This window comes from Mesorhizobium sp. C268A (genome assembly GCF_040324475.1).
In the GTDB taxonomy this organism is placed as follows: Bacteria; Pseudomonadota; Alphaproteobacteria; order Rhizobiales; family Rhizobiaceae; genus Mesorhizobium.
In genome coordinates, this window is sequence record NZ_JAMYVX010000001.1 from 892424 (window position 1) to 913319 (window position 20896).

The 20896-nt window shown below is 61.8% G+C and carries 26 protein-coding genes, 1 pseudogene and 1 riboswitch; of the genes and pseudogenes, 8 read left to right on the forward strand and 19 right to left on the reverse strand.

Annotated elements, in window-relative coordinates; genetic code table 11:
* Window position 1 precedes the first annotated feature (1 nt).
* The 4 genes from NKL06_RS04530 to NKL06_RS04545 all read right to left on the reverse strand — a co-directional run bounded on the left by NKL06_RS04530 (window position 2) and on the right by NKL06_RS04545 (window position 4875).
* Window positions 2-841: a hypothetical protein gene (locus tag NKL06_RS04530; RefSeq protein WP_023807776.1), complete on the reverse strand. Its 840-nt coding sequence runs from the start codon at window positions 839-841 to the stop codon at window positions 2-4.
* A 1-nt stretch (window position 842) separates the two neighbouring features.
* The gene (locus NKL06_RS04535; RefSeq protein ID WP_023693847.1) at window positions 843-2729 is read right to left on the reverse strand and encodes a hypothetical protein; all 1887 of its coding nucleotides are present in this window, start codon (window positions 2727-2729) and stop codon (window positions 843-845) included.
* A 72-nt stretch (window positions 2730-2801) separates the two neighbouring features.
* Complete coding sequence (locus NKL06_RS04540; RefSeq protein ID WP_245260559.1) at window positions 2802-2978, reverse strand: hypothetical protein; 177 nt, start codon at window positions 2976-2978, stop codon at window positions 2802-2804.
* A gap of 289 nt (window positions 2979-3267) precedes the next feature.
* A complete protein-coding gene (locus NKL06_RS04545; RefSeq protein ID WP_023693849.1) occupies window positions 3268-4875 on the reverse strand; it encodes a DNA cytosine methyltransferase in 1608 nt (535 codons plus the stop codon).
* 49 nt (window positions 4876-4924) lie between these two features.
* Here NKL06_RS04545 and NKL06_RS04550 point away from each other — a divergent pair, with 49 nt between their 5' ends.
* The 3 genes from NKL06_RS04550 to NKL06_RS04560 all read left to right on the forward strand — a co-directional run bounded on the left by NKL06_RS04550 (window position 4925) and on the right by NKL06_RS04560 (window position 7668).
* The gene (locus NKL06_RS04550) at window positions 4925-5374 is read left to right on the forward strand and encodes a very short patch repair endonuclease (protein WP_023821257.1); all 450 of its coding nucleotides are present in this window, start codon (window positions 4925-4927) and stop codon (window positions 5372-5374) included.
* Between the two features lie 104 nt (window positions 5375-5478).
* Window positions 5479-6753: a DUF763 domain-containing protein gene (locus tag NKL06_RS04555; RefSeq protein WP_023693851.1), complete on the forward strand. Its 1275-nt coding sequence runs from the start codon at window positions 5479-5481 to the stop codon at window positions 6751-6753.
* Between the two features lie 147 nt (window positions 6754-6900).
* On the forward strand, window positions 6901-7668 hold the full coding sequence (locus NKL06_RS04560; protein ID WP_155927326.1) for a COG3904 family protein: 768 nt from the start codon (window positions 6901-6903) through the stop codon (window positions 7666-7668).
* Between the two features lie 57 nt (window positions 7669-7725).
* Here the strand turns inward: NKL06_RS04560 and NKL06_RS04565 are convergent, their stop codons facing one another.
* Window positions 7726-8610, reverse strand: a complete 885-nt coding sequence (locus NKL06_RS04565) for an NmrA family NAD(P)-binding protein (RefSeq protein ID WP_023693853.1) — start codon at window positions 8608-8610, stop codon at window positions 7726-7728.
* Between the two features lie 203 nt (window positions 8611-8813).
* Between NKL06_RS04565 and NKL06_RS04570 the strand changes: the two genes are divergently transcribed.
* Complete coding sequence (locus NKL06_RS04570) at window positions 8814-9122, forward strand: hypothetical protein (RefSeq protein ID WP_023693854.1); 309 nt, start codon at window positions 8814-8816, stop codon at window positions 9120-9122.
* Between the two features lie 65 nt (window positions 9123-9187).
* On the opposite strand, the gene NKL06_RS04575 is transcribed toward NKL06_RS04570, so the two are convergent.
* The 3 genes from NKL06_RS04575 to NKL06_RS04585 all read right to left on the reverse strand — a co-directional run bounded on the left by NKL06_RS04575 (window position 9188) and on the right by NKL06_RS04585 (window position 11213).
* Entirely contained in the window at window positions 9188-9787 is a 600-nt protein-coding gene (locus tag NKL06_RS04575; RefSeq protein WP_023693855.1) for a DUF6456 domain-containing protein, read from the reverse strand.
* 272 nt (window positions 9788-10059) lie between these two features.
* Window positions 10060-10752, reverse strand: a complete 693-nt coding sequence (locus NKL06_RS04580) for a GcrA cell cycle regulator (RefSeq protein WP_023693856.1) — start codon at window positions 10750-10752, stop codon at window positions 10060-10062.
* A gap of 86 nt (window positions 10753-10838) precedes the next feature.
* The gene (locus NKL06_RS04585) at window positions 10839-11213 is read right to left on the reverse strand and encodes a hypothetical protein (protein WP_023693857.1); all 375 of its coding nucleotides are present in this window, start codon (window positions 11211-11213) and stop codon (window positions 10839-10841) included.
* An 80-nt stretch (window positions 11214-11293) separates the two neighbouring features.
* On the opposite strand from NKL06_RS04585, the gene NKL06_RS04590 reads away from it, so the two are divergent.
* A complete protein-coding gene (locus tag NKL06_RS04590) occupies window positions 11294-11956 on the forward strand; it encodes a LexA family transcriptional regulator (protein WP_023672482.1) in 663 nt (220 codons plus the stop codon).
* 172 nt (window positions 11957-12128) lie between these two features.
* Here the strand turns inward: NKL06_RS04590 and NKL06_RS04595 are convergent, their stop codons facing one another.
* The 4 genes from NKL06_RS04595 to NKL06_RS04610 all read right to left on the reverse strand — a co-directional run bounded on the left by NKL06_RS04595 (window position 12129) and on the right by NKL06_RS04610 (window position 15618).
* Window positions 12129-13136: an ABC transporter substrate-binding protein gene (locus tag NKL06_RS04595; protein WP_023693858.1), complete on the reverse strand. Its 1008-nt coding sequence runs from the start codon at window positions 13134-13136 to the stop codon at window positions 12129-12131.
* Window positions 13133-13915 carry an ABC transporter ATP-binding protein gene (locus NKL06_RS04600; RefSeq protein ID WP_023693859.1) on the reverse strand — a complete coding sequence of 261 codons (783 nt, stop codon included), beginning with the start codon at window positions 13913-13915 and terminating at the stop codon, window positions 13133-13135. Before NKL06_RS04600 ends, NKL06_RS04595 begins: the two co-directional genes overlap by 4 nt.
* Window positions 13912-14754, reverse strand: coding sequence for an ABC transporter permease (locus tag NKL06_RS04605; protein WP_023693860.1), 843 nt, complete (start codon window positions 14752-14754; stop codon window positions 13912-13914). Before NKL06_RS04605 ends, NKL06_RS04600 begins: the two co-directional genes overlap by 4 nt.
* A 255-nt stretch (window positions 14755-15009) precedes the next feature.
* Window positions 15010-15618 carry a YkoF family thiamine/hydroxymethylpyrimidine-binding protein gene (locus NKL06_RS04610; RefSeq protein WP_023693861.1) on the reverse strand — a complete coding sequence of 203 codons (609 nt, stop codon included), beginning with the start codon at window positions 15616-15618 and terminating at the stop codon, window positions 15010-15012.
* A riboswitch (TPP riboswitch) is annotated at window positions 15609-15721 on the reverse strand. Its footprint overlaps the gene before it by 10 nt.
* A gap of 210 nt (window positions 15722-15931) precedes the next feature.
* Between NKL06_RS04610 and NKL06_RS04615 the strand changes: the two are divergent.
* Window positions 15932-16396, forward strand: a pseudogene (locus NKL06_RS04615) (GSU2403 family nucleotidyltransferase fold protein); the annotation flags it as partial.
* 175 nt (window positions 16397-16571) lie between these two features.
* The gene (locus tag NKL06_RS04620; RefSeq protein ID WP_023684826.1) at window positions 16572-16823 is read left to right on the forward strand and encodes a hypothetical protein; all 252 of its coding nucleotides are present in this window, start codon (window positions 16572-16574) and stop codon (window positions 16821-16823) included.
* Between the two features lie 159 nt (window positions 16824-16982).
* Here NKL06_RS04620 and NKL06_RS04625 read toward each other — a convergent pair whose 3' ends face one another.
* From NKL06_RS04625 to NKL06_RS04640, 4 genes are all read right to left on the reverse strand, one after another.
* Window positions 16983-17222: a DUF2934 domain-containing protein gene (locus NKL06_RS04625; RefSeq protein ID WP_023684825.1), complete on the reverse strand. Its 240-nt coding sequence runs from the start codon at window positions 17220-17222 to the stop codon at window positions 16983-16985.
* Window positions 17223-17314: 92 nt separating this feature from the next.
* The gene (locus NKL06_RS04630; RefSeq protein ID WP_023670360.1) at window positions 17315-17530 is read right to left on the reverse strand and encodes a hypothetical protein; all 216 of its coding nucleotides are present in this window, start codon (window positions 17528-17530) and stop codon (window positions 17315-17317) included.
* A 98-nt stretch (window positions 17531-17628) separates the two neighbouring features.
* Window positions 17629-17958: a DUF1236 domain-containing protein gene (locus tag NKL06_RS04635; protein ID WP_023693863.1), complete on the reverse strand. Its 330-nt coding sequence runs from the start codon at window positions 17956-17958 to the stop codon at window positions 17629-17631.
* Between the two features lie 339 nt (window positions 17959-18297).
* Window positions 18298-18600 (reverse strand): hypothetical protein, encoded by a 303-nt coding sequence (locus tag NKL06_RS04640; protein ID WP_023693864.1) that lies wholly within the window; start codon window positions 18598-18600, stop codon window positions 18298-18300.
* A gap of 161 nt (window positions 18601-18761) precedes the next feature.
* On the opposite strand from NKL06_RS04640, the gene NKL06_RS04645 reads away from it, so the two are divergent.
* Window positions 18762-19091, forward strand: a complete 330-nt coding sequence (locus NKL06_RS04645) for a hypothetical protein (RefSeq protein ID WP_023705173.1) — start codon at window positions 18762-18764, stop codon at window positions 19089-19091.
* A gap of 380 nt (window positions 19092-19471) precedes the next feature.
* On the opposite strand, the gene NKL06_RS04655 is transcribed toward NKL06_RS04645, so the two are convergent.
* From NKL06_RS04655 to NKL06_RS04665, 3 genes are all read right to left on the reverse strand, one after another.
* Window positions 19472-19693 carry a hypothetical protein gene (locus tag NKL06_RS04655; RefSeq protein ID WP_023693867.1) on the reverse strand — a complete coding sequence of 74 codons (222 nt, stop codon included), beginning with the start codon at window positions 19691-19693 and terminating at the stop codon, window positions 19472-19474.
* Window positions 19694-19959: 266 nt separating this feature from the next.
* Window positions 19960-20367, reverse strand: coding sequence for a heme-copper oxidase family protein (locus NKL06_RS04660; RefSeq protein WP_023693868.1), 408 nt, complete (start codon window positions 20365-20367; stop codon window positions 19960-19962).
* Between the two features lie 153 nt (window positions 20368-20520).
* Complete coding sequence (locus NKL06_RS04665) at window positions 20521-20757, reverse strand: hypothetical protein (protein WP_023693869.1); 237 nt, start codon at window positions 20755-20757, stop codon at window positions 20521-20523.
* Between the last annotated feature and the right edge of the window lie 139 nt (window positions 20758-20896).

Sequence of the window (20896 nt, forward strand, 5' to 3'; positions counted from 1 at the left end):
ATTAGTCCTCTTCAGTTAAGTCAATTAGTTGCACAAGAGATGAGAATGGTAGCGCTAGCAATTTCTGAGCATCATTGATTAGATCTAGCTTCTCGATTTTAATGTCCGCTAGTTCGCAGCGGGCTCTGAACGGATGCAGCCAACGATATTGGTCGAATTGGTCGAACCCGTCTCCGACGAGATCCAGAATTTGCATGATGACTGGCGCATAAAGCGCGTTCATCACAGCCGTCTTACTACCATCACTAAAAGCCCGCAGATGCTGAACCAGTTCGAATGTTTTCTTGGACATAGTGACCGCAATCCGGTCGGCCTCGGCATTGATCTCGAACCTCCCATCAACAACGTCGTCAGAGGATACGATCTCGAAGATGGACTCTATCGGGGCGAGGTATGCGTGCGTGACGTCGATAATGCTCTCGTCGTCGAGCGCGAGGATCTGACCTGCCGTGACGTCGGAGCCGTCGCCGAACTCGGAATGAGCGCCCGCGGGATGATAACCTTGGATGGGCTTGAGCGACCAGATTATCGGCCGGATCTGCACGCGACCGAGCAGAGCACCAGGAGCGAAATCATGCCGACCCGACGGATAACCGATACGTTGGAGCCGTCGAAACCCGGTTTCACGACATTTTATGAAGCATCCGAATGCGGCCGAGCCGTTGACTATCATAGCCTCGATATCCGACTGACTCAGCGTCACTGTGCAATGTAGGGACACCTGCGTTGTTTCGGCCTCTTCCCGAAAGGCGATATCCGCAGTGAAGTTCGCGTGGGCAATATCCTCGGACCACGGCGCAAGCACAGGATGAGGGTAGCTAGTAGTCTCGGAAATCTTCATCTCACGCGACTCCGTCCACAGGCCGGGCAGTTGTTACTGAGGTAGCGGTAAGCTCGATCGGTCCGGCATAGGGCTCGGCGAACTCGATTTGGACCCTGACCCGCTCGCCTTCCTTCACGGAAGTACGCAGTTTTCCATCGACGATCATTCCCGAATCAGCGGAGGCTAAAGTGAGGGGAACGTCATCTGTCAGACCTGACGCGGAAACAATGATTTCTGCGCTCGCATTCGCGCCGGCGGTGAAAAATACTGACCGGACCCTGCTGTCCCGACCATCAACGAGCGCAGAACGCACTGCGGTAAGCGGAACCGTCGGCCCTGATCCTCGGGGCGTCCTAGTTTCGTCGCCCGTATTTTCGCCTTTGGTCTTCGTGGCCTTTTCCTCGGTCCTCTGTCGCCGCTTGCCGGCACCCGTTCCTGTGACAGGCGGCTCCTTTGTTCGATTTCCTTTGCGGGCCTCGCCGTATCTATACCGGTCAGGGTCTTTTTCCGCTTCATCAGTACTCTTGGGATCTGCTGAGGCGCCGGCCGCAAACAAATGCGAAAGTTCGTCAATCTGACTGTGGTCTATGTCGTCCAATTTCGCGGCTGCGCGGATGATTTCGCGGACGTTCGTGATTAGCTCCTTAATTTGCTTTCTTGCTAGTGCCTGCTCAGCGCCGTCAACGATCCTCTCAGGTTCGAAAGCTCCATGTGCCGGATTCTCTATGCGTTTCAGAAGCTGGCTTGATTTCCGCCCGGCGTTCCCCTTCGATGGTTCCAGAATGGCAATAAACTCACGGGTGCTTGGAAAACGCCTCATTGGTTGACCAAATTTCGCGAAATTGTCGCATATGTAGATCCCATTCCGCAGGATGTGGATCTCGCGTGGCAAACCTTCTGCGACCAGTAGATGCAAAACAAATTCGCCTAGCCCCGGTACTGAAACCGGATGCCTTACAGTTGCCTCAGAACGCGCGCACCGAAGAAGCTGCTTAGCGCGCGTCAGTTCATAGCTCTGCCCGACCGTCTCAGCGACGTCTGCAATCTTGGGCGCATCTAGGATGCTATCGAGCGATGACTGGTTCATCGTCATCGCACCATTGTTAACGAAGAACTCGATTTCCCCGCGGTCGATCGCAAGAAAGAAGTTCGTGGCAAGCGAAAGGGTCATGCGCTCTGCCCAGTCACTTTCTTCGCGAAAGCCGACCGAGAAGATGGATGTGCCAATTGCCTCTCGCCCCACCCAAGCTGGAGCTTCATCAACGGATTCGATCGCAGAAAAACCCGGATTGCCCCAGTAGCCTTCTGCCGACAACTTCTGATCGCCGTCGGTGTGCGAAATCAGTCTCAATCGGCCTTGCGCCGCAAAAGCGGTTTGCCCTGACGCGGGATCGGTAAATCGCGTCGAGTAAATCACCGTCTGGAGATCGGAAACTGCATATGCGGCATTCTTGCCGATACCATACGACCCCGCGGACGCTTCGTCGGTTTTGTTCGTGACGCCGTCGCCTTTCACCAGTGCTGCAAATACAGAGTTGGGATCGTCGACGGGGCCTGTCAGACCGGTTGTATTGAAATCCGCGATCTCGAGAACCTTAATGGTCTGCGAAGATATCCTTTCCTTGGCGCGCTCTAGATGCTGACGCGTTTTGTCATCGCGCGGCGTGTCGAGACAGCAGTCAATCGAGTGCGCCAGCTGATCGGCAAAGGGGATCTCGCTTCGGTCGACCTCAAGCAGATTGAAAGCAACCTGCACGGGACCACTTCCACTCGGAGCGTCGCGACTGTTTTGCCCTGTCTCGCGTGCACAGCTTGTGTATGGAGACCCGCGGAACGTCTCAAAACCAGCATAAGCCAAGCCTTCGACCTTATTGGCCTGATTGAAGAGAAATTCGATCCCAGTCATCCTAGTTTCCTTGTATGGCCATCCTTAAATACATTGCCAAACCCATTATTGGCAGTCATTGCCGCGGCCTTGTCAGAGCTTGAAATCGCCGCTTCCGACCTCGCCTTCCTTTGAGAACCTCCCTTTAGCGCTATCGAGCGCTTTCTGAAGCGCACCAAAAATCTTGCGGACGTCCGAGTCCGTGAATTCGTATGCCGCACGATTCGACAGATTACCCACAAGTTGCAGGTCCTTGAGGGTCTTGCTCACTCTGGCCTCTGCAAGGCCTACAAATTTTTCGCGTTTGTCTCGCACATTTTCCTCCGTGGACACGCTTGATGCATCACAATTAGCTGCCCACTCGCACATATTCAACACATTTTCTAAATATTATGAGAATGGCATCGGAGGAACGTGCAGTCTCCGATCAAGCACGCATAGAGCGCACGATTGAAAGCACACATCCTCATCCCCAGTCGCTGACGTCACGCGACAACGAAGGAGCCTTGGGTCAGCGCTGTAGATGAGCTCCGTCCACAGTGCTGAGGCTAGCGTTGACTCACGCTATCTCGCGCCATCGCTGGCGGCCTAGCTGTTCGCCAGCGTCTTGGTAATTAAGGACGGGGAAGAGCTTCTCGGCAATTTGCCAAGCCAAGAACGGAGGAACAGCATTTCCTACCTGGACATACTGCTCGGTTCGGTTTCCGAGAAAAGTGTAGTTGTCCGGAAAGGTCTGCAAACGGGCGGCTTCGCGCACCGTCAGACTGCGGCACTGTGCGGGATCGGGATGTATGAAGTAGTGGCCATCCTTCGAAATGTGGCTCGTGACCGTGGAAGAAGGACGGTTTGCCAGCTGTACCCGGAAACGGTCGTTGAACTTCCCGGTTTCCCAATTGCGGTGATTGGGAGCGAGGGCAGCAGGAAAGTCTGCCGCCTTGGGACTTACCCCGAAGACACGGCCGTAGCAGGCTGCGAACAAGTATCGCCCGAGATCCGAAGACATATGTCCGCGTGTTTCGTTTTGGGGAAGTCGGTACAGTTGCGCATCGGAAAGCCAAGCGCGTAGGTCGGACGGACAGTTGTCGGGCAGCGCTACCCCACCGGTGACGCCGTGCCCGCGCGAAACAAGGGACTGGTGCTCATCCTCGACCCTGCGAAGTTCAAGCACAAACGCTTCGTGGCTTGTTGACGGGAGCGCGTACAGCTCACCTTTCACGACGCGGATTGCCTCTGCCATCGCCTCAACCCATGCAGGTGCGTCATCGGCTCTGCTGAGACCACTTCGCATTCTCGGCATGGCCCCCAGCACCATGGACAGAGTCACCGGCTGTTTCCTGCTGCCAAGACGGGGCAAAAGGTCTTCGGGAAGCCCATCGATCACATCTCGCCGCACACCGATGATGATGACCCGGTGGCGGGCTTGCGGAACCCCGTGCTCTTCGGCGCGAACGATGAAATCCTGCGGCCGAGGTTCTTCACCGAACTGCAATTGACCTGACGGAGCAAGGGCGAGGAGCCGGTAGCTGTCCGTGCCGCCAGCGTGTTTTAGATCCTCCATGACCTGCAGGAATATCCCGCTGCCCTCTATTGCAGCTGACAACATCCCCCTGACATTCTCCATCACGAAGGCGGCCGGCTTCAGAGCTTCCAAAACCTTGACGTATTCGTTGTACAGAAAGTTCCGATGATCATGCTGCGGCTGATAGTGCGCTATGCCGGCATTCCTTGCGCGTCCGACGAGGGAATAGGCTTGGCAAGGCGGCCCCCCGATCAGAATTGTCCGACCACGATGTCGGGAGCGAACTGCTTGAATCCGGCTTTCGAGAAAGTGAGAGGTTTCAGGTAGCCCGAGTTCGAGACATCGCGCTTCATCTTCGGCGGCGGCCCATTCAAACGGGAAGATCGATTTCCAATCTGGTTGCTCGCTTTCGCCATTGAGCCATGCATGGTACTCGGACGGAAATTCATCGAACTGGCGCAGGAAAGCTCGCAGTCTTAGTGTCTGATGAGCGGAAGCTTCCTTTTCGATCGACACGTCGATCTGGTACTGCCGCTCGCCAGCTGGCGTCCGGCAAGCCGAAAAACCTTCTCCCAGGCCACCTGGCCCGGAGAAGAGGTCGACTACAGCAACTGGATTGGACTCGCGAGAAATCATTGGGAAACCCATTGCCTAACGTCTTCCCAGGTTCTGCCCCTCATGTAAAGGGTCTTGCCTGATGACGGACGTGGTCGACAAGGCAACCCGATCGAGAATGATGGCGGGCATACAGGGGAAGAATACCATCCCCGAACTGATGCTCCGCAAAGCGCTGCATGCAAAAGGCATCCGCTATCGCTTGCACTACGCGAAACTGCCAGGCCGCCCGGATATCGTGTTTCCCAGGTTCAAATCCGTCTGCTTCGTTCATGGCTGTTTCTGGCACAGGCATCCTGATTGCCGGTTTGCAACCACGCCCGCAACGCGCCCTGAATTCTGGCAGACAAAGTTTGCTTCGAATGTGGCCCGCGATCATCGAAACCGGGATGAGCTGCTGGCTATCGGATGGAGGGTTGCCACGGTTTGGGAATGTGCATTGCAGGGGAAAGATCTTGATCCCGTGGTCACCACATTAATTGGCTGGCTGACAGGCGGCGGTTCAGAAGTCATAGAGATCGGACAGGAGTGACTAGCAATTTATCCGGCACTTGCTCCGATTGCAAATCTCCCCCCAAATGCCATCTGCATCACAGGCGCACCGCCGGACGCGCCTTTAGCCACGGGAGCATTCACTTGACGCAGCGAAGCGGCAGTGCGGACTTGCCGCTGCATGGCGGGCGGGTTCCGAAATGGCTGGGCGATCGTATGACGCGACTGGGCGCGGTGTTGTGCGAGGCGATCATCCATCACTATGGCCGCGACGAGCTGTTGCGGCGGCTGGCGCATCCGTTCTGGTTCCAGTCCTTCGGCGCCGTCATGGGCATGGACTGGCACTCCTCAGGCATCACCACCTCGGTCGTCGGCGCGCTGAAGCGCGGGCTGAACCCGATGTCGCGGGAGCTCGGCATCCATGTCTGCGGCGGGCGCGGCGCGCATTCGCGCAAGACGCCGCAGGAGCTGATGGCGATCGGCGAGCGCGTCGGCATCGATGGTGCGGCGCTTGCCACCGCCAGCCGCCTGGTTGCCAAGGTGGACAGTGCGGCCGTGCAGGACGGTTTCGACCTCTATCTGCACGGCTTCATCGTCACCGACGACAGCCGCTGGGTGGTGGTGCAGCAAGGCATGAACGGCGACAGCCGCCAGGCGCGGCGCTATCACTGGCTGTCGGAAGGGCTGACAAGCTTCGTCGACCAGCCGCATGCGGCGATCGAGGGCGAGCGGCAGGGCGAGATCGTCAACCTCACCGACCATCGCGCCGAGCCGTCGCGGACCGGACAGCTCGATTTGTTGAAGACCATGAGCCCGGAGCGGATCCTTGACGAGCTTGCCCTGCTGGAGCCGCCGCCGAAAGCGGAGCCTGCGAAGCCCCCGGCGCAGCCGATGCTGCCCAATCTGGTGATGCCGGCACATCATGACGTGCGCGAGAGCGACATCGTCATGCACCGGCTGCACGGCAACATTTCCGCGGCAATAGAAAGCGGGCCGGCCGATTTTCCCGAACTGCTGCTGGTGCCCGGCGTCGGCGCGCGCACAGTGAGGGCGCTGGCCATGGTGGCGGAAGTGGTGCATGGCGCGCCTTGCCGCTTCTCCGATCCGGCGCGCTTCTCGCTCGCCCATGGCGGCAAGGACCGCCACCCCTTCCCGGTGCCGCTGAAAGTCTATGACGAGACGATCGCGGTGCTGAAATCGGCCGTCGGCAAGGCAAAGCTCGGCCGCGAGGAAGAGCTTGGCGCGCTGAAGCGGCTGGATGGCGAAGCGCGGCGGCTGGAGCGCTACGTCACCGGGCCGAGCCTTAAGGAGATCGTCGCCGGCGAGTTCGACCAGTCGCACCTGCTTGGCGGGCGCAGTGTGTTCGGGTGGGAGGGGGCGGCGGAAAGCGACGACGGTTCAGACAGGGGCCGCCAGTAGCGGCCTGTCCATCATGCAGAGATAGTGCGCGGCCCATAGAAACACGTGGTCGGCTTGTTTTGATAATGCTTGCAAAGACCCATTTCTCAAGTGATGCTCTGCCAGGCGAGGCTCGGCATGAAGACATTCGCATGGACGTTGGTTTTCGTGCTGCTGGCGATTGGCGGCGCGATCGCCCAAACGACGCCTGAGCCTGCCATACTGGCATATACACCGCCGATGCACTTCGTCGTTGTACGCAACAGCACGCCAGGATGCGAGCCGACATGCCCGGAATGGATTTCGGCGGAAGGTCACATCGTGGCCGGCACGCCAGCTTTGCTGAAGGCTTTGCTGAAAAAACTCGGCCCCCGCAAATTGCCTTTGGCGTTGAATTCCCCGGGCGGCGAGACCGATGCGGCGATGGCGCTTGGCCATATGATCCGCGCCAGCGGGCTCGACACGATGGTTGGCAAGACGGAGTTCTCCGAATGCGCGCCAGACACAAAAGCCTGCGGGCCGGGCGACCTCCGCTTCGGCGTCGCCAACCCCGTCGGCGCAGTCTGTTCGTCAGCTTGTACGATGGTTCTTGCGGGCGGCGTACGGCGCCTGGCAGACAGCCGCGCCTTTGTCGGCATTCACCGGATCATGCTGCCGACCGCCAAGAAAATCCACGGCAAGAAGACCATCGTCCTCGTTCCGATACCCAAATGGTATGAACGCAAGGTCGACAGCTATTTCACCGAGATGAAAGCAGGTTCGTGGATCGTATCGGCCATGCAAAAAACACCCGACGACAGCATACGATACCTCATGACATACGAACTTTTGGACCTGAATCTGATAACCGAAACCGGTCACGGCGACACGCGCACCTCCATCGATATCTGCAAGACCACGCCGCCGGCGGGCAACTGCCGAACGGTCAGGCAATAGGAATAGCGGGCCACGTAGGTCGTCGAAGCGCCTGTTTCTCAACAGCAACCCTTCACTTTACGCGGCACCCTTCAACAGGTCTTCCGGCCGGCCCTCGACCAGCGCCGCAATATAGCTTTCCAGGCTGGTCGTGCCGCGCTCCGGGTTTTCCGGCTGCATCGGCTTGTCCAGCGTGGCCCCGGTCATGCGGGTGTAGGACTCGGCCGCCGCTTTGGAGAAGCCGAGTTTTTCGTAGGTTTCTGTCCAGCGCTCGCGCGGCACCGTGACCACGCGCACGTTTTTGCGCAACGCCGCACTGAAGGCTGCGGCGACATCGGCGGCTGAGTAGCGCCGAGGGCCCTCGATATAGTGCGTGCCGGTCTTGTCCGTCGGCTCCAGCAGACGTCTCGCCGCGGCCTCGCCGAGATCCTGCGGCGCCACCATCGGCAGCTCGAAATCCGCCGGGAAGAAGGAGGTGATGACGCCGTCGCGCCGCGCCGTCTCCAAGGCCTGATCCCAGTTGCTCATGTAATAGGCGGCGCGGTTGATGCTTGCCGGAATGGCCTGGGCCTTCAGCTTCTGCTCGAGGCCGTAAAGGACGGTGAGATCGCCGACACCCTCGCCGGCCTGCGCGCCGTAGGTCGATTCCGCCACCAGCTTTTCGAGGCCGGAGCCCTCCAGCGCCGCCGCAATGGCGCCAACCGTCTTGCGCTCCTCGGCGTCGGTGTCGGTCGATGGATCGGCCGGCGGGTTGAGCAGAAACGCGCGCTTGCCGCGCCGCAAGACTTCACGCAGCGCCTCGACATCGAGCACATCGGCAACCGCGGCCTCCGCGCCCTGTTCAACCAACCATGCGGCCTTCGACTCGTCGCGCGTCACCACCGTGACATCCTCGCCCTGCCGCAACAGCGCCATTGCCGCCGCCGAGCCGACATGGCCGGTACCTCCAAGAATGACATGCATGGTCTCGTCCTTCCCTTGCCGATTCATGCCGGATTAATGGCTGGGGCGGCGAAGGGTTCAAAAATCGGGGGACGATGCTGACAGGAGGTGACGCTGAATTTCCTCGCAATGCACGGCGCAGGGGTCGTTCGCATCTTGCAAAATTATGGAACGAGGTCGTGCCCAGCGAGTTATATTAGCGCAACCTTGAATAGGAGGCAGCTATGAGAAAGCTCCTGCTTGCTTCGGCTATCGCTATCACTGCGGCGGCGGCGATGATCGCCCCGGCGAATGCCGGCGGGCGCGTCGTGATCGGCATCGGCAACGGCTACTATGACGATGACTACAATGACAGCTATGGCGACTATTACGATCGCTACGCTCCTCGCCCCTACTACCAGTATGATGCCTACGATAACGGCTTCAGGTACCACAGGTATCACAGGCACCATCGCCATTGCCGTATAGAGTTGGTCAAGCATTGGCGCCATCATCACAGGATCGTCGAGGAAATTCGCGTTTGCGAACGGTGATCCGATAGGGTGAAACCGGTCGGCCGGCATCTGCCGGCCGGCCGCTTCCTGCGCGGCTGCCGGCCTTATCGCGGCTTCCGCATCAGCATCATCCCGTAACCCACGGCCAAAAGGTCGAGCCCGACCTTCAACAGCTTCACCACCACATCTCGTCCCTCGCCGGTGCGTTCGGCGAGCGCCTTCACCGACTGGCCTTCGAGGCAGATTTTGCGAACCACCTCCGCCACTTCCCAGTGGGCCATGGCGGCGATGGCATGGGTGTGGGCGCGGCCGGCGTTGAGCACGCGGTCGGGGATGCCGCCATTGATGCGGCCGCCGTCAATGCGCTCTTCCCACGGCATCGGCCGCAGCCCGTCACGCGAGGCGCGCTCGAAATCGTCGCGAAACCGCTGGCCGGCCTCACGCTGCTGGCGGGTCAGCGAGGTGATGCCGACCAGCGGATCGACATTGCGCACCCGCACGATGCCACCGGTCGCGGTGTAGCCGTCATTGGAGACCTCGTAGACGCGCCGCGCCTCTTCGGTGCCGACGCTCAACCGCTTGCGGCCGAAGCGATCGTCCTTCAGCGCGAAATCATGGCCGATCTCGCGGCGGATGCGCACCTGCTCGGCTTCGCCCGCAGGCACTTTCGGCGGTTTGGCTTTCTGCGCGGTTTTTTTGCTCATCGGGGGATCCTTGTGGGATTGGGTTGTTGAGCCGGGAGGTTGGCGTTCCTTCGCGCCCCCCTCTGCCCTGCCGGGCATCTCCCCCACGAGGGGGGAGATCGGATGTCGCGTCGGCTTTCGCCAATCACCACCGCCGTTGGAAGGCAGTGCGAGCGAGCTGCCAATCTCCCCCCGCGTGGGGGAGATGTCCGCCAGGACAGAGGGGGGCGCTGTCCCGCCGGCTTTCGATCATTGGTGGGGTCGTCCGGAGGCGAGGAACGGAGCCCAGCCGCTCACACCACCTCCGCCACAGGTCGGTGGAAACGCGTCTGATGATATTCGCAGTAGCTTTTCAGCGCCCTTGTGCGCAGGCCGCAGCACAGCATCTCGAGCCCCGGCCGACTGCCGGGAGCATCGTTGTCGGGGTCTTCCTCCAGCGTCAGGTCGAGCGGCGCGCGGCAGCGGTCGAACAGGCAGTCGATGAAGCGCATGGCGGCGACATGCGGCTGACGCCCGAGCGAGGCAGGGCGCGGCGCCGGCACATTGAAGCGGTAGATTTCGCCGTCCACCACCAGCCGTCCTTCGCCCGGGATCGAGGGCGCCGGACGGGCTGGCAACAGAGGCCTGGCCGATGGCTGACGGCTCGGTTTGGCGGCCGGTTTGACCGGCGCGGCCTGCTTCGAAACTCCTACTTCCCTTACGAGCTTGCTTGGCTGCGCCGGCGGATTCCTCTTGGCGGTATTCTCGTTTGCCGCAGTCTTCCCCGTCGCATTCTTCCTCGGTCGGCCGCCGGACCTGCCGCCTCTGGGGTTGGCGAAGCCGATGGTCTTCAACGCGCTGTTGCGGTGGACGATGCCGATGATGGCATTGCGCGAGACCGGACTGCCGCGCAGCGCCGTGAAGCGGACGGCGATCCCTGTGGCCGACAGGCCATCCCTCAGCCAGACGGCGATCTCCTGCAATTCGGTGTCGGTATAGGCAGTCATGTCGGTATCCATTGATTGCGCGCGCAAAGGCCGAGCGCCGGCCCCGAGGGCCCACGGGAAAAAATCAGAGCGGATGGTCGGTGCGGTCAGCCGATACTGGCGGCCGGCAGCGAGCCGGCGAGATGCCGCAAGGCGGCTTCGGCGGCCGCTTTGGTGAGGGCGGAAACCGCCCTGCCCGTCAGCCGGTCGAACAGGATGACGGTGCCATCTTCCGTGCGGATGCAGGAAATACCCTGCCCGCCGGAGACAGCCCTTGGCGCACCGGCGGCGCCATGGGCTGAAGAGGTGGCCGGAGCCGGGAGAGGAGCGGCTCCGGCCGTTCCGGTCGATCGGGGGGACGACGGTTCGACCGGATCCGGGGCAAGAGCCCCGGTTTGCGTCCGGACCGGGGAGGAGGACAGCCCGGACGATGGGAGAAAGCTGACGATGTCTGCGGAAACGCTTGCGGTTTGTTCGATCATGCGCTAAGCGTACGATATGTACGAAACGTACGCAAGCGAAATCGTACATATTGGACGATGAATTTCAGGCAATTTGTACGATGCAGGAACCGAGGCACAGATTGCAGCAGGCGCGGGCGGAGGCGGGTTATGCCTCGCCGAGCGACGCGGCGCGGGCATTGCGCGACATCAACAAGAACACGCTGATCAGTCACGAGAATGGTAACCGGCCGCTGTCGCGCAAGGCGGCGGAGAAATACGGCCGCCTGTTCGGCGTCGATCCCGGCTGGCTCTTGTTCAACGGTGACGGCGGCAGCCTTGCGGGGGGCCATTTCGGCTTTGACGAGTCGGGCCGGCAGATCCCGATGCCGTCGCTGGCCACCGTCGATGTGCCCATCGTCTCATGGATCAGCGCCGGCGAACTCGGCAGCCAGGACATGGTGGTCAATCTCAGCGACTATCCGACCATCCCCACCACCGATCTGGAGCAGGGCCAATGGATTGCTCTGCGCGTCGACGGCCCGTCGATGAACAAGATCTCGCCACCGGATTCGATCATCTTCGTCAACCTCAGGGACAAGCGGCTGGTGACCAATGGCTGCTACGTCATTTCGGACGAATCCGGCCAGGCCACCTACAAGCGTTACCGCCCCAACGAGAACCCGCCCTTCCAGCCGGCCTCCTACATGGACATCCCGCCGCCGGCGCTGGAAGGCGCCATCACCATCATCGGCCGGGTGAAGCGCTCGATGATCGATATGTGAGGGAGAAGGCGGTGAGGCGCAATCTCCCCCCTCGAAGGGGAGATGGCCGGCAGGCCAGAGGGGGTCGCCGCGCGTAAGGCGCTGACGTCCTCTGTCCGCGATAGGAAGTCGCGTCAGGACGTACCGACCCCCTCTGTCGCCTTCGGCGACATCTCCCCCTCGAGGGGGGAGATTACGCGCCCAAAAACTCGTTCGTAAAATACCCCCCGAAATCCGGCTTCTCCTTCAGAACCTTGCCATCGCCATCGAGCAATATGCCGGCCCTGAAGAGGTAGGTTCCGATCGCCTCGATCTTGGCCCTGGCGATGGTGCCGATGACGCCGTCCTGGCTGCGCAAGAAGTGTCCGTCGACCAGCATTTTCAGCGAAGCGTGGATCAGCGCCGGGTCGGTCAGCGCATCCCTGTTGGAAGCGATCAGCAGATCGCCGGCTTCCTGCGGGTGATCGCAGGCAAATTGGTAGCCGCGCCGCGTTGCCTCGACGAAGGCCGATGCGGCCTTCGGGTTTGCCTGGAGATATGCATTGCTGGAGGCGATCAAGGTGGTGTGCTCGTCGGGCACGCCGTAGTCGGCGTAGCGGAAGCCGCGCTGCCTGACGCCTTTCAACTCGGCAGCGACGCCTTCCCAGGTCGAGACCTCCAGCGTGAAGTCGACCGAGCCGTTGGCCAGCGCCTCATAGGCCGAGGTGCCTAATGTCACCGTCTCGAAAACGCCCTTGCCGCCATCGTGGCGGATGATGGTCGAGATCAGCGTGTTTTCCCAGGCGCTGCCGAAGCCGCCATAGGTCAGACCGTCGAGATTCCTGGGACTCTTGATCTCGCCGCGATCCGCGTTGAAGACCAACCGGCCGGTCTCCTGCTGGACCACGGCGTAGACCGCCTTGAGATCGGCGCCGGCAGCCCGCTGGGTGAACAGGCCGACGCCGGCAATGCCGAAATCGGCGATGCGGTTGGCGACCAGCGTGCCGGCGCCAGTATCGCCATAGGGCAGGATCTCAACATCGAGCCCGGCCTCGTGGTAGAACCCTTTGTCGCGGGCAACGAACAGGCCGACATGGTTGGTGTTGACCGTCCAGTCGAGCGCGACGGTGATTTTTTGCGTAGCCGCATGAGCGCGAGAGGCAAGCGGCAGTCCGGCAGCCAGCGTCAGCAGCAAAGCCTGCCGGCGTGTGAATTCGGTCATGAAAAACTCCTTTGAGCGGTCTGCGGGAACGAGGGCCGGTCAGTCCCGGGATTGAGCAGCGTGTCGAGGATGTCGGCTTCGAGCGCGGCGGCCTGGCGCGCGGCATCGCTGCCGGTGGTGCGCGGGCGCGGCAGCGGCACGGCAATCTCGCCGATGATGCGGGCCGGCCGCGCCGACATCAGATAGATGCGATCGGAGAGGTAGACGGCTTCGCGCACGTCATGGGTGATCAGCAGCGCCGTCCAGCGGTGGCGCTGCCACATGCCTTCCAGCCAGCGCTGCATACCCGCGCGGGTCAGTGCATCCAGCGCGCCAAAGGGCTCGTCGAGCAGCAGCATGTCGCGCTGCTGCACCACGGTGCGCAAAAGGGCGGCGCGCTGGCGCATGCCGCCGGAAAGCTCGGCCGGCCAGGCGCGCTCGAAACCGGCAAGGCCGAACTCAGCGAACAACGGCGCGACGCGTTCGCGCGCCGCCTTGCGGCCAAGACCCTGCACTTCCAGCCCCAGCGTCACATTGTCGATGACGCGCCGCCACGGCATCAGCGCGTCGCGCTGCGGCATGAAGGCGAAGGGGCTGCCCTGCAATGGTGCGCCGTCGAAGCGCATGTCGCCCTCGCCTTTCAGCGCGCCGGTCAGCAACTGGAACAGCGTCGACTTGCCGGCGCCGGAAGGGCCGAGGATGGAGACGAACTCGCCGGCCGCGACATGAAGCGAAATGCCGGCGAGCACCTCAAGCGCGCCGAAGTTCTTCCTGATGTCCCGGAGTTCGAGCCGCGTCATTGACGGTTCTCTTCTGCAGCTTCAACCTTGCCGTCGCGGCTTTCGCTCCCTGCATTCTCCCAAGGCATGGCGAAGCGCTGGACGAGCACGGCAATGCCGAACAGGATCAGCGTGAGCGCGGCGCTGACGGCGACCGCAGCGAGCACCAGATCGGGCCGAAAGTTGTTCTTGGCATTGAGCATGTAGATGCCCAGCCCCTTCGCCGCCCCCGCATATTCGGCGAAGATCGCGCCGACGACGGCGTAGGTGATGGAGATGCGCAGCCCGGCGAAGAAATAGGGCAGCGCCGAAGGCAGGCGCGCCAGCCAGAAGATGCGCCAGCGCCCTGCCCCCATGGTGGCGAGCATCTGCGAAATCGCCTTGCTGGTCGCGGCAAAACCCTCGACCAGCGCCACCATCATCGGGAAGAAGGTAACGAGCGCCACAAGCAAGATTTTTGGCATCAGCCCGAAGCCGAACCACAGTACGATGAGCGGCGCAATCGCGACCAGCGGCAAGGTCTGGCTGACGATCAGCAGCGGAAACAGCGCGCGGCGCAGCGGGGCCAAGAAATCGACCAGCGCCGAAAGCACGAAGGCAGCGACCAACGAGCAGGCGAAGCCGGCTGATGTGGCGCGGATGGTGGGCAGCGTGTTGTCGGCAAGGGCAGCGCGATGCTCCCAGGCCTGCTGCAGCACGCGCGACGGCGCCGGCAGCATGGTGGGCGCAGCGCCACCATAGCGGGCGTAGAGCTCCCACGCCGCGAGGAGCAGGGCGGAGGCGCAGGCGGCGGGGATGGTCTTGGCGATGGCTGCGGCTAATCTCCCCCCTCGAGGGGGAGATGTCGCCGAAGGCGACAGAGGGGGTCGTCTCGCATAGAGCGCCCACGCCTTGCCGATGCGAAAAGGACGTCGGCGCTCCACGCGCTGGGACCCCCTCTGGCCTGCCGGCCATCTCCCGCTCGAGGGGGGAGATTCGTGGGCATCGCGGTCTTCGCCAATCGCCAATGGCTCCCCTCCTCTTTGTGCTGAGGGGTCAGGGGCATCTCCTCCACGCAATGGGTCAGATAAACCAGCCACGGCAATATCCTCGAGGAACGACGCTTGAGCCGCGGCTCAGACGGCGCTCGGGCTGTTCGCCGAGATCGTGATGTCGAGGGTGACGTGGCCGGCGCCGGGGCCGAAGCGGCAGAAGGCCTCGTTGAGCGTGGCAAATACGGCACCGGCATCGCCACGCAATTTGGTGCAGAAGTTCTTTGAGCGCTCAAAGACGCCGGACTGTTTCAGGAAATCGATGCAGCCGTAGATCTCGTCCATATGGTCGCCCGTGCCCATAACGTAGAGCGAGAACTGCGCCGCCACCGGCTGGCCGGTCGACGGCGTGGCCTGGACAGCGCGGATCGCGGCGATCTTGCGCTCGTCCAGCGGAATGGCGGGGCCGCCGGTCTCGTCGGAGCGGCAGATCGGATCGTCGGGCTCGCCCGGACAGCCGCGCGAGACCGCCGCCGAAAGCACGCAGTGCTTGCCGCTTTTGGCCGCCGCGACGAACAGGTCGCGCATGGCGAGAAACAGCACCTCGGGCGGCCCGACCATAAGCGTCGAGATGTCGTCGATCTCGATCCGCAGCCGGTCGCGCCACGGATCGAGCGCGCCGAGCGCGCCAAGGATGACGCCGACGAAATCGTCGGTCATGGGATAAAGGGAAATCTGTGCGCCTGAAAACATCGCCCGCCTCGCTCCGCTGGTATTATCCAGATCAGCTTTAGGGTCCGAAGGCTTGCCGCCCTCATCTCAGCCCCGACCATACGGAGCACCCCTGTGGATGAGCGGGTTAAAGCACCGTTCGCGGCATTGGGGAAGCCGTTTGTTGAGGCACTGCGGGAAAGTGTTTTGGGCCAGACGTGCCGGGCGCCCGGGCGTTAACAGACGACTCGTCAGTTCGTTGCGTTATAAGGTTTCCACGAATTTCTTATAACTGCGTTGAAATTCAAGCTGATAAACGTAATTATAAGAAAACGGCAGAGACTCCGCGCAGCCCTTACGGTTTCTGGATCTCCTCATCCGCGACCCCATCCGAACTGTGCTGCTGCATCGCTCGGGCTTGCCTGTGCTGGTCCCCTCGCCCCAGCGCTACGCCATCCACAAGCTGATCGTCGCCTCGCGACGCGGGCCGAGCGCTGGCGCCAAGCGGGAGAAGGATCTCCATCAAGCGCGCCTGCTGACCCAAGCGCTCGAAGCCACACGTCGCCAGGACGACCTTGCCTTCGCCTTCATGGAAGCGTGGGACAAGGGCGAAAACTGGCGCGAGACGATCCGGCGCGGCCTGAACCTGTTCGACGCCGACACGAGGGAAACAGTCAACACCATCCTGGGAAAATCCCTCCGCGAAATTGGTGCGAGTCCTGAAGGATTCACGATACGTGATTGGCTGAAGCGACCGCTGCTATATTCATTGTCATCGTCCCAACTGTACGAAATTGGCTTGACGCTCATTCGTACATAAGGTACGATATCTCTTTTCGCAGAGAGGAATGTCCTTGAGCACAGCGAACCATGTTGCCTTCGCCGATCTCTCTCGTCCTTTGCCGTCATCTCCGTCGTTGCCGCCGCCTTTATTGCCGCCCCCTTTGTTGCCCTTGTCATTCGATCAGTGCCAACGCCTCGCCGGGGCCTGGCGAATGGCCAGCCAGGACATCGCCGACGACATCCGCTTCATCCGCCAATATCTGAAAGTCGTTGCCGAGAAGGACGAGAGGCTGTCGACCGGCACCCTTGTTCACAGCCGCGCCTATGTAGAGGCCTGCGCCGGCTGGCTGCCACAGACCGTGACGCGCTATCTGCGCCACCTGCGCCAGATCACCGAATGCGAACTGGCCATGACAGCTGCCGGCATTCGCTTTGCGCTGTCGAGTTATGCCTGGGAGGCATGAGGGCGCCTGTCGCCAAACACAAGGAATTGCGCTGCCCGTCGCAGGCGCAATTCGTCAGGTTGAGAGGCTCGGGCGCGCCTGAACGGCGGGCGCCAAGGATGGCCCGGCCAGCGAATTCCGGCCTTGCTTTATTTCGACTGGCCTTATTTCGACTTGGCCTTATTTCGATTTGGCTTTGCCGGACTTTGCGGCGGCAGGCTTCGCTGCCTTTGGCTTGGCGGCTGCCTTGGCGGGCTTGGCGTCAGCTTTCTTCGCCGCCTTTTTTGGCTTGGCGACCGCGCCATCGACTTCAGCCGTGGCCTGCTCCCAGTGTTCCTGATGCGCGCCTTCAGGCCGGCCGGCCTTTTCCCAGATCTCGTGCGCGCGCTGGCGAATGCGGTCCTGTTTGTCGTCCGTCACTTAAGCCTCCGTGGTTGGGTCCGGTCGGTTGGTCCAGATTCCACGAAAACATTAGCCGAAAATTCGGCCGGCGTCTTGAGTGACGAGACATCTCAGCGCGGGTCGGAAATCACCGCAACGCCGAGCAGCGCCGCTTTCTTGACGATCAGCCCCGCGAGGTCGGCATCCGAACGATCGGTGCCGGTGCGCTCCCGCAGGAGCGCGATCGCTTCCTTCATCGATAACAGCGCCGTGTTGCGCTCGGCCAGCAACTTGTCGCAACACGCCGCAACATTGGCGGAGTTCGGGGTCTCGACATGCGGCAACATGGCAATTCTCCTTTCATCATGTTCGTCATTCGGCCCTGCCGCCCTTTTGGGAAGAACGACAGGGCCGTATCACCGATGAATGGTTAGGTTATCGAGCGTTACTCGACCACCTCGACAATCCTGCGCGTGCCGGGGTCGACCAACACGGTATGGTTGTCGACGACGGCATATCTGTACTGAACGTCGGGAACCTCCTGCAGCTCGACAGTGTCAGGCAAGGCAGTGCCGACATTCAATTCGACGCCGAGCAGATTGACCGAGGCAAGCGGATGTTTCTTTACGTACTGGTGCACGACCGTGCGCTGTTCCGGGGTGATGATCACCTGCTGCTGTGCCGGCTGCGTGACGATGACCTCGTCGGCGGCGGCAATGCCGATACCAGCGATCATGGCGAGCCCGGCGACGGCGGGAATAAGGATGGTTTTCATCTTCGTCTCCTGTCGTTGTTGGCGAGCTCCGCCGTGTTCCCGCATGAGGCGAAAACAGCGCAGATCGAGGTGGCGGGCTCCTGGAGGCAAACGCAGCCGGTACGGTCTTGTTCCGCAAGCGGAGACTAAATTGATCGGCTTCCCGGTCATGCCAGCAGAACCCGCACCCGCAAGATTCGCATTGAAGCACAATCCCTCAGGAGACCTTCGACATGGATGATGCACGGCTCCAATTCCGGGCGATTGCGGCCGGCGCCGGCATTGATCCGGTGACCGCGTCGCCCGGCCAAGACGGGAACCGACCGCCTTCGTGCCACGCCGTGAAGTTTCAAGCAAAGGTCATTGCTTCGGCGGCTGCGCAGGCACCTCGCCAGGCTTGATCACCGGCGTCTTGCCCTGGTCCGGCGGCGGCTGCGTCATACCCTGGTCACCACTGGGCGGCGGCTGCAGCACGCCGCCGCAGGGACCGAGCGTGCTGGTCGATTCGCCACCGCCATTGGCGACCGGCGGCTTCTGACCATCGTCCTGAGGCTGCGCCTGGCAAGGCGCGGCACGGCCGTGCTGGTCGCCATTGTCCTGCGCAGCCGCCGGGTCGGCCAGCGCCAGGAGCAGCACGCATGGGATGAGGGGGAAAGTCTTCATGGTCCAGCTCCTCTGGATTCATCTCCTTGGCAAAGCAGACTAGTCCTTGGCAAAGCAGACTGGCGGCAATTGGTTCCACGGAGATGGAGTGGTTGCCGGAACCTGACAGCCGGGAAGTGAGTTCCACCTTCTCGACGCAAAGCCGCCCGGAGGAGGCAATCATGGAAGAACGAAACAGAAAACCCAATGACGAGGTCGAGGCGCCACCGAGCAAAAACGATGCCCGCGACAGGATCGCCAATGACGAGGTGGAAGCGCCGACGCCGCGCCGGCAGGATTGGGATGCGCTGCGTGGCGCAACGGTCCTGCCCGACGGAGCAGATGAGGAAAGCCTGCCGGACACCACCGGTGTCGAGAAGGAAGGCGAACTGCCCGAGGAGGATGACGACAACCCCTACCAAGACAGTGACGATGCCTTGCCCGACGACGCCGAGGAAGCCGCCATTGGTCACGACCTGGCGAGGCGCGGCGGCCCGTTCGACGACGTGTAAGGCAGCGACCGCGGACTTTCGAGAGGTTTCCCGGGACGTCCACGCCGTCACCAGTTGGACCAAGTATGAGCTGAAGGCGATGCCGGAGCATCGCGATATTTCGAAGGATCCGGCTGGCCGGATCCTTCGTTTAAGGCGCCTTGGCGGTTTGGCTTAGCCCTTGTGGTCAAGGGCTGGACGGCGACAATCTCGGCACCTTCGACAGCCGAGAAGCACGAACGCGAAGCCCAATATTTCAAGCGCCGTCGAGGCCGCTCGCCTGAAATCTTCAAAGTGCGCAAGAAATCCCCGCCGCGGGCGGTGCAGACACGCTCCGGCATCGCGGCGCTGCGAACCGGGCCATCGACCGCCGGCACTTGAGTGCCGACGGGCTCTGACCTTCAATTCGACCCGGGATCGCCGAGCGCCTCGGTGACGAAGGACGCCGCGATCAGGTCGTCGGCGTCGAGGCGTAGGGAGCCTTCGACACCTCCCATGATGGCTGCGACCTTCTGGAAGGTCTGCATCTCGTGTTCAGTAACGCTGGCGTCTCGCATCCTGGCTTTCAGATCGGCGATGCGTCGGCCCAGTGAGGCCGACGTTCCGATTTCTCTTTTCGACATGGTGGCCTGCTCCTCCCCCAACCCATGCTGTGGACGTACTCAAGTCTGCCTATATATAAGGCAGCGCGAATACAGTCGCCGCAACGCGCGGTATCTGGGAAGGTTCCGGCGCCAAATAGTCACGAAATAATACGTGGTGGGACTCGGGTATGTTAAGCGCCGACGCGGCGATAGACACCGCAGCCAGCGGCTGCGGCCATCGGCCTGGCCAACCCGTGTCGCGGGTCGCGAATGCGGGTCGGACTTTGATCGCCGCGCGCGAACAGTCAGCGAGAGGCCGGAACCACGCCGGACACCGAGCGCGCCGTTTCGGGCGAAAACACCACGAAAGCAAAAACCAGAACGGCAGCGGCGATAATGAGCGAGCCGCCGGCGACGATCGGTTCAAGCGCCGGGTTTCCCTGCAGCATCACATACAGCGCCGGCAGCATGATCACCAGGCCGAGAGTGTAGAGCCCGTAGTGGATCATGGCGACGCGACGCGCGGCCTTTTGCGGATTGAGCGCGTAGTAGCCGCCGAAGATGGCGCTCGTCACCCAACCGAGCAGATTGATATGCGCGTGTGCCGGAAAAGCGGCGTGGTCGCCCGAGATCGCCATCTGCAGGCCGGCCGCAATCCCCAACATCAGGAACAAGATGGCAGTTTTGAAAAAGAGTTCCGAAACCCTCGGCATGTCACTTCTCCCCCTATGCGGTCTGCGACCGCTTGCGTCCTGGAGAATACACCCACGCGCAGAAATTTTCCACGCCCCGCTTATGGGGCCATGCCTGCACAGCTTTTTGCACGCTGTTCGACTCTTCTGGCTGCCACAACCCGGCGCCGCCCGCTACGGCGCCAGCAAGATGTCGGCGCCCGCTCGCTCGTCGAACACCACCGCGCAGCCGCGCCCCAGCGCCACTGCCGACAGCGCGTTGGCCACCGTCTCGTCCGGCGATACGAAATCACCGGTCAGCACTCGCAACTCCTCTACCGCCCTGGCCATTGACACGCAGTGCCCGGCAACGCGATCGCTCGTGCAGGCGTCAACGACGCTGACGAGGTCGATCATCTCGAACTGGCCCATACCGGCCTCCACAAAAACAGCGTCCCGTCGCGGATATGAACGCTGAGGCGAGAGACAATGTTCCGCAGGTCCGATGCCCAGGCGGAGCACTCGACGGCCCGACCTGGAACGGACCGGCCGGCGGCAACCGCTTCGCTTG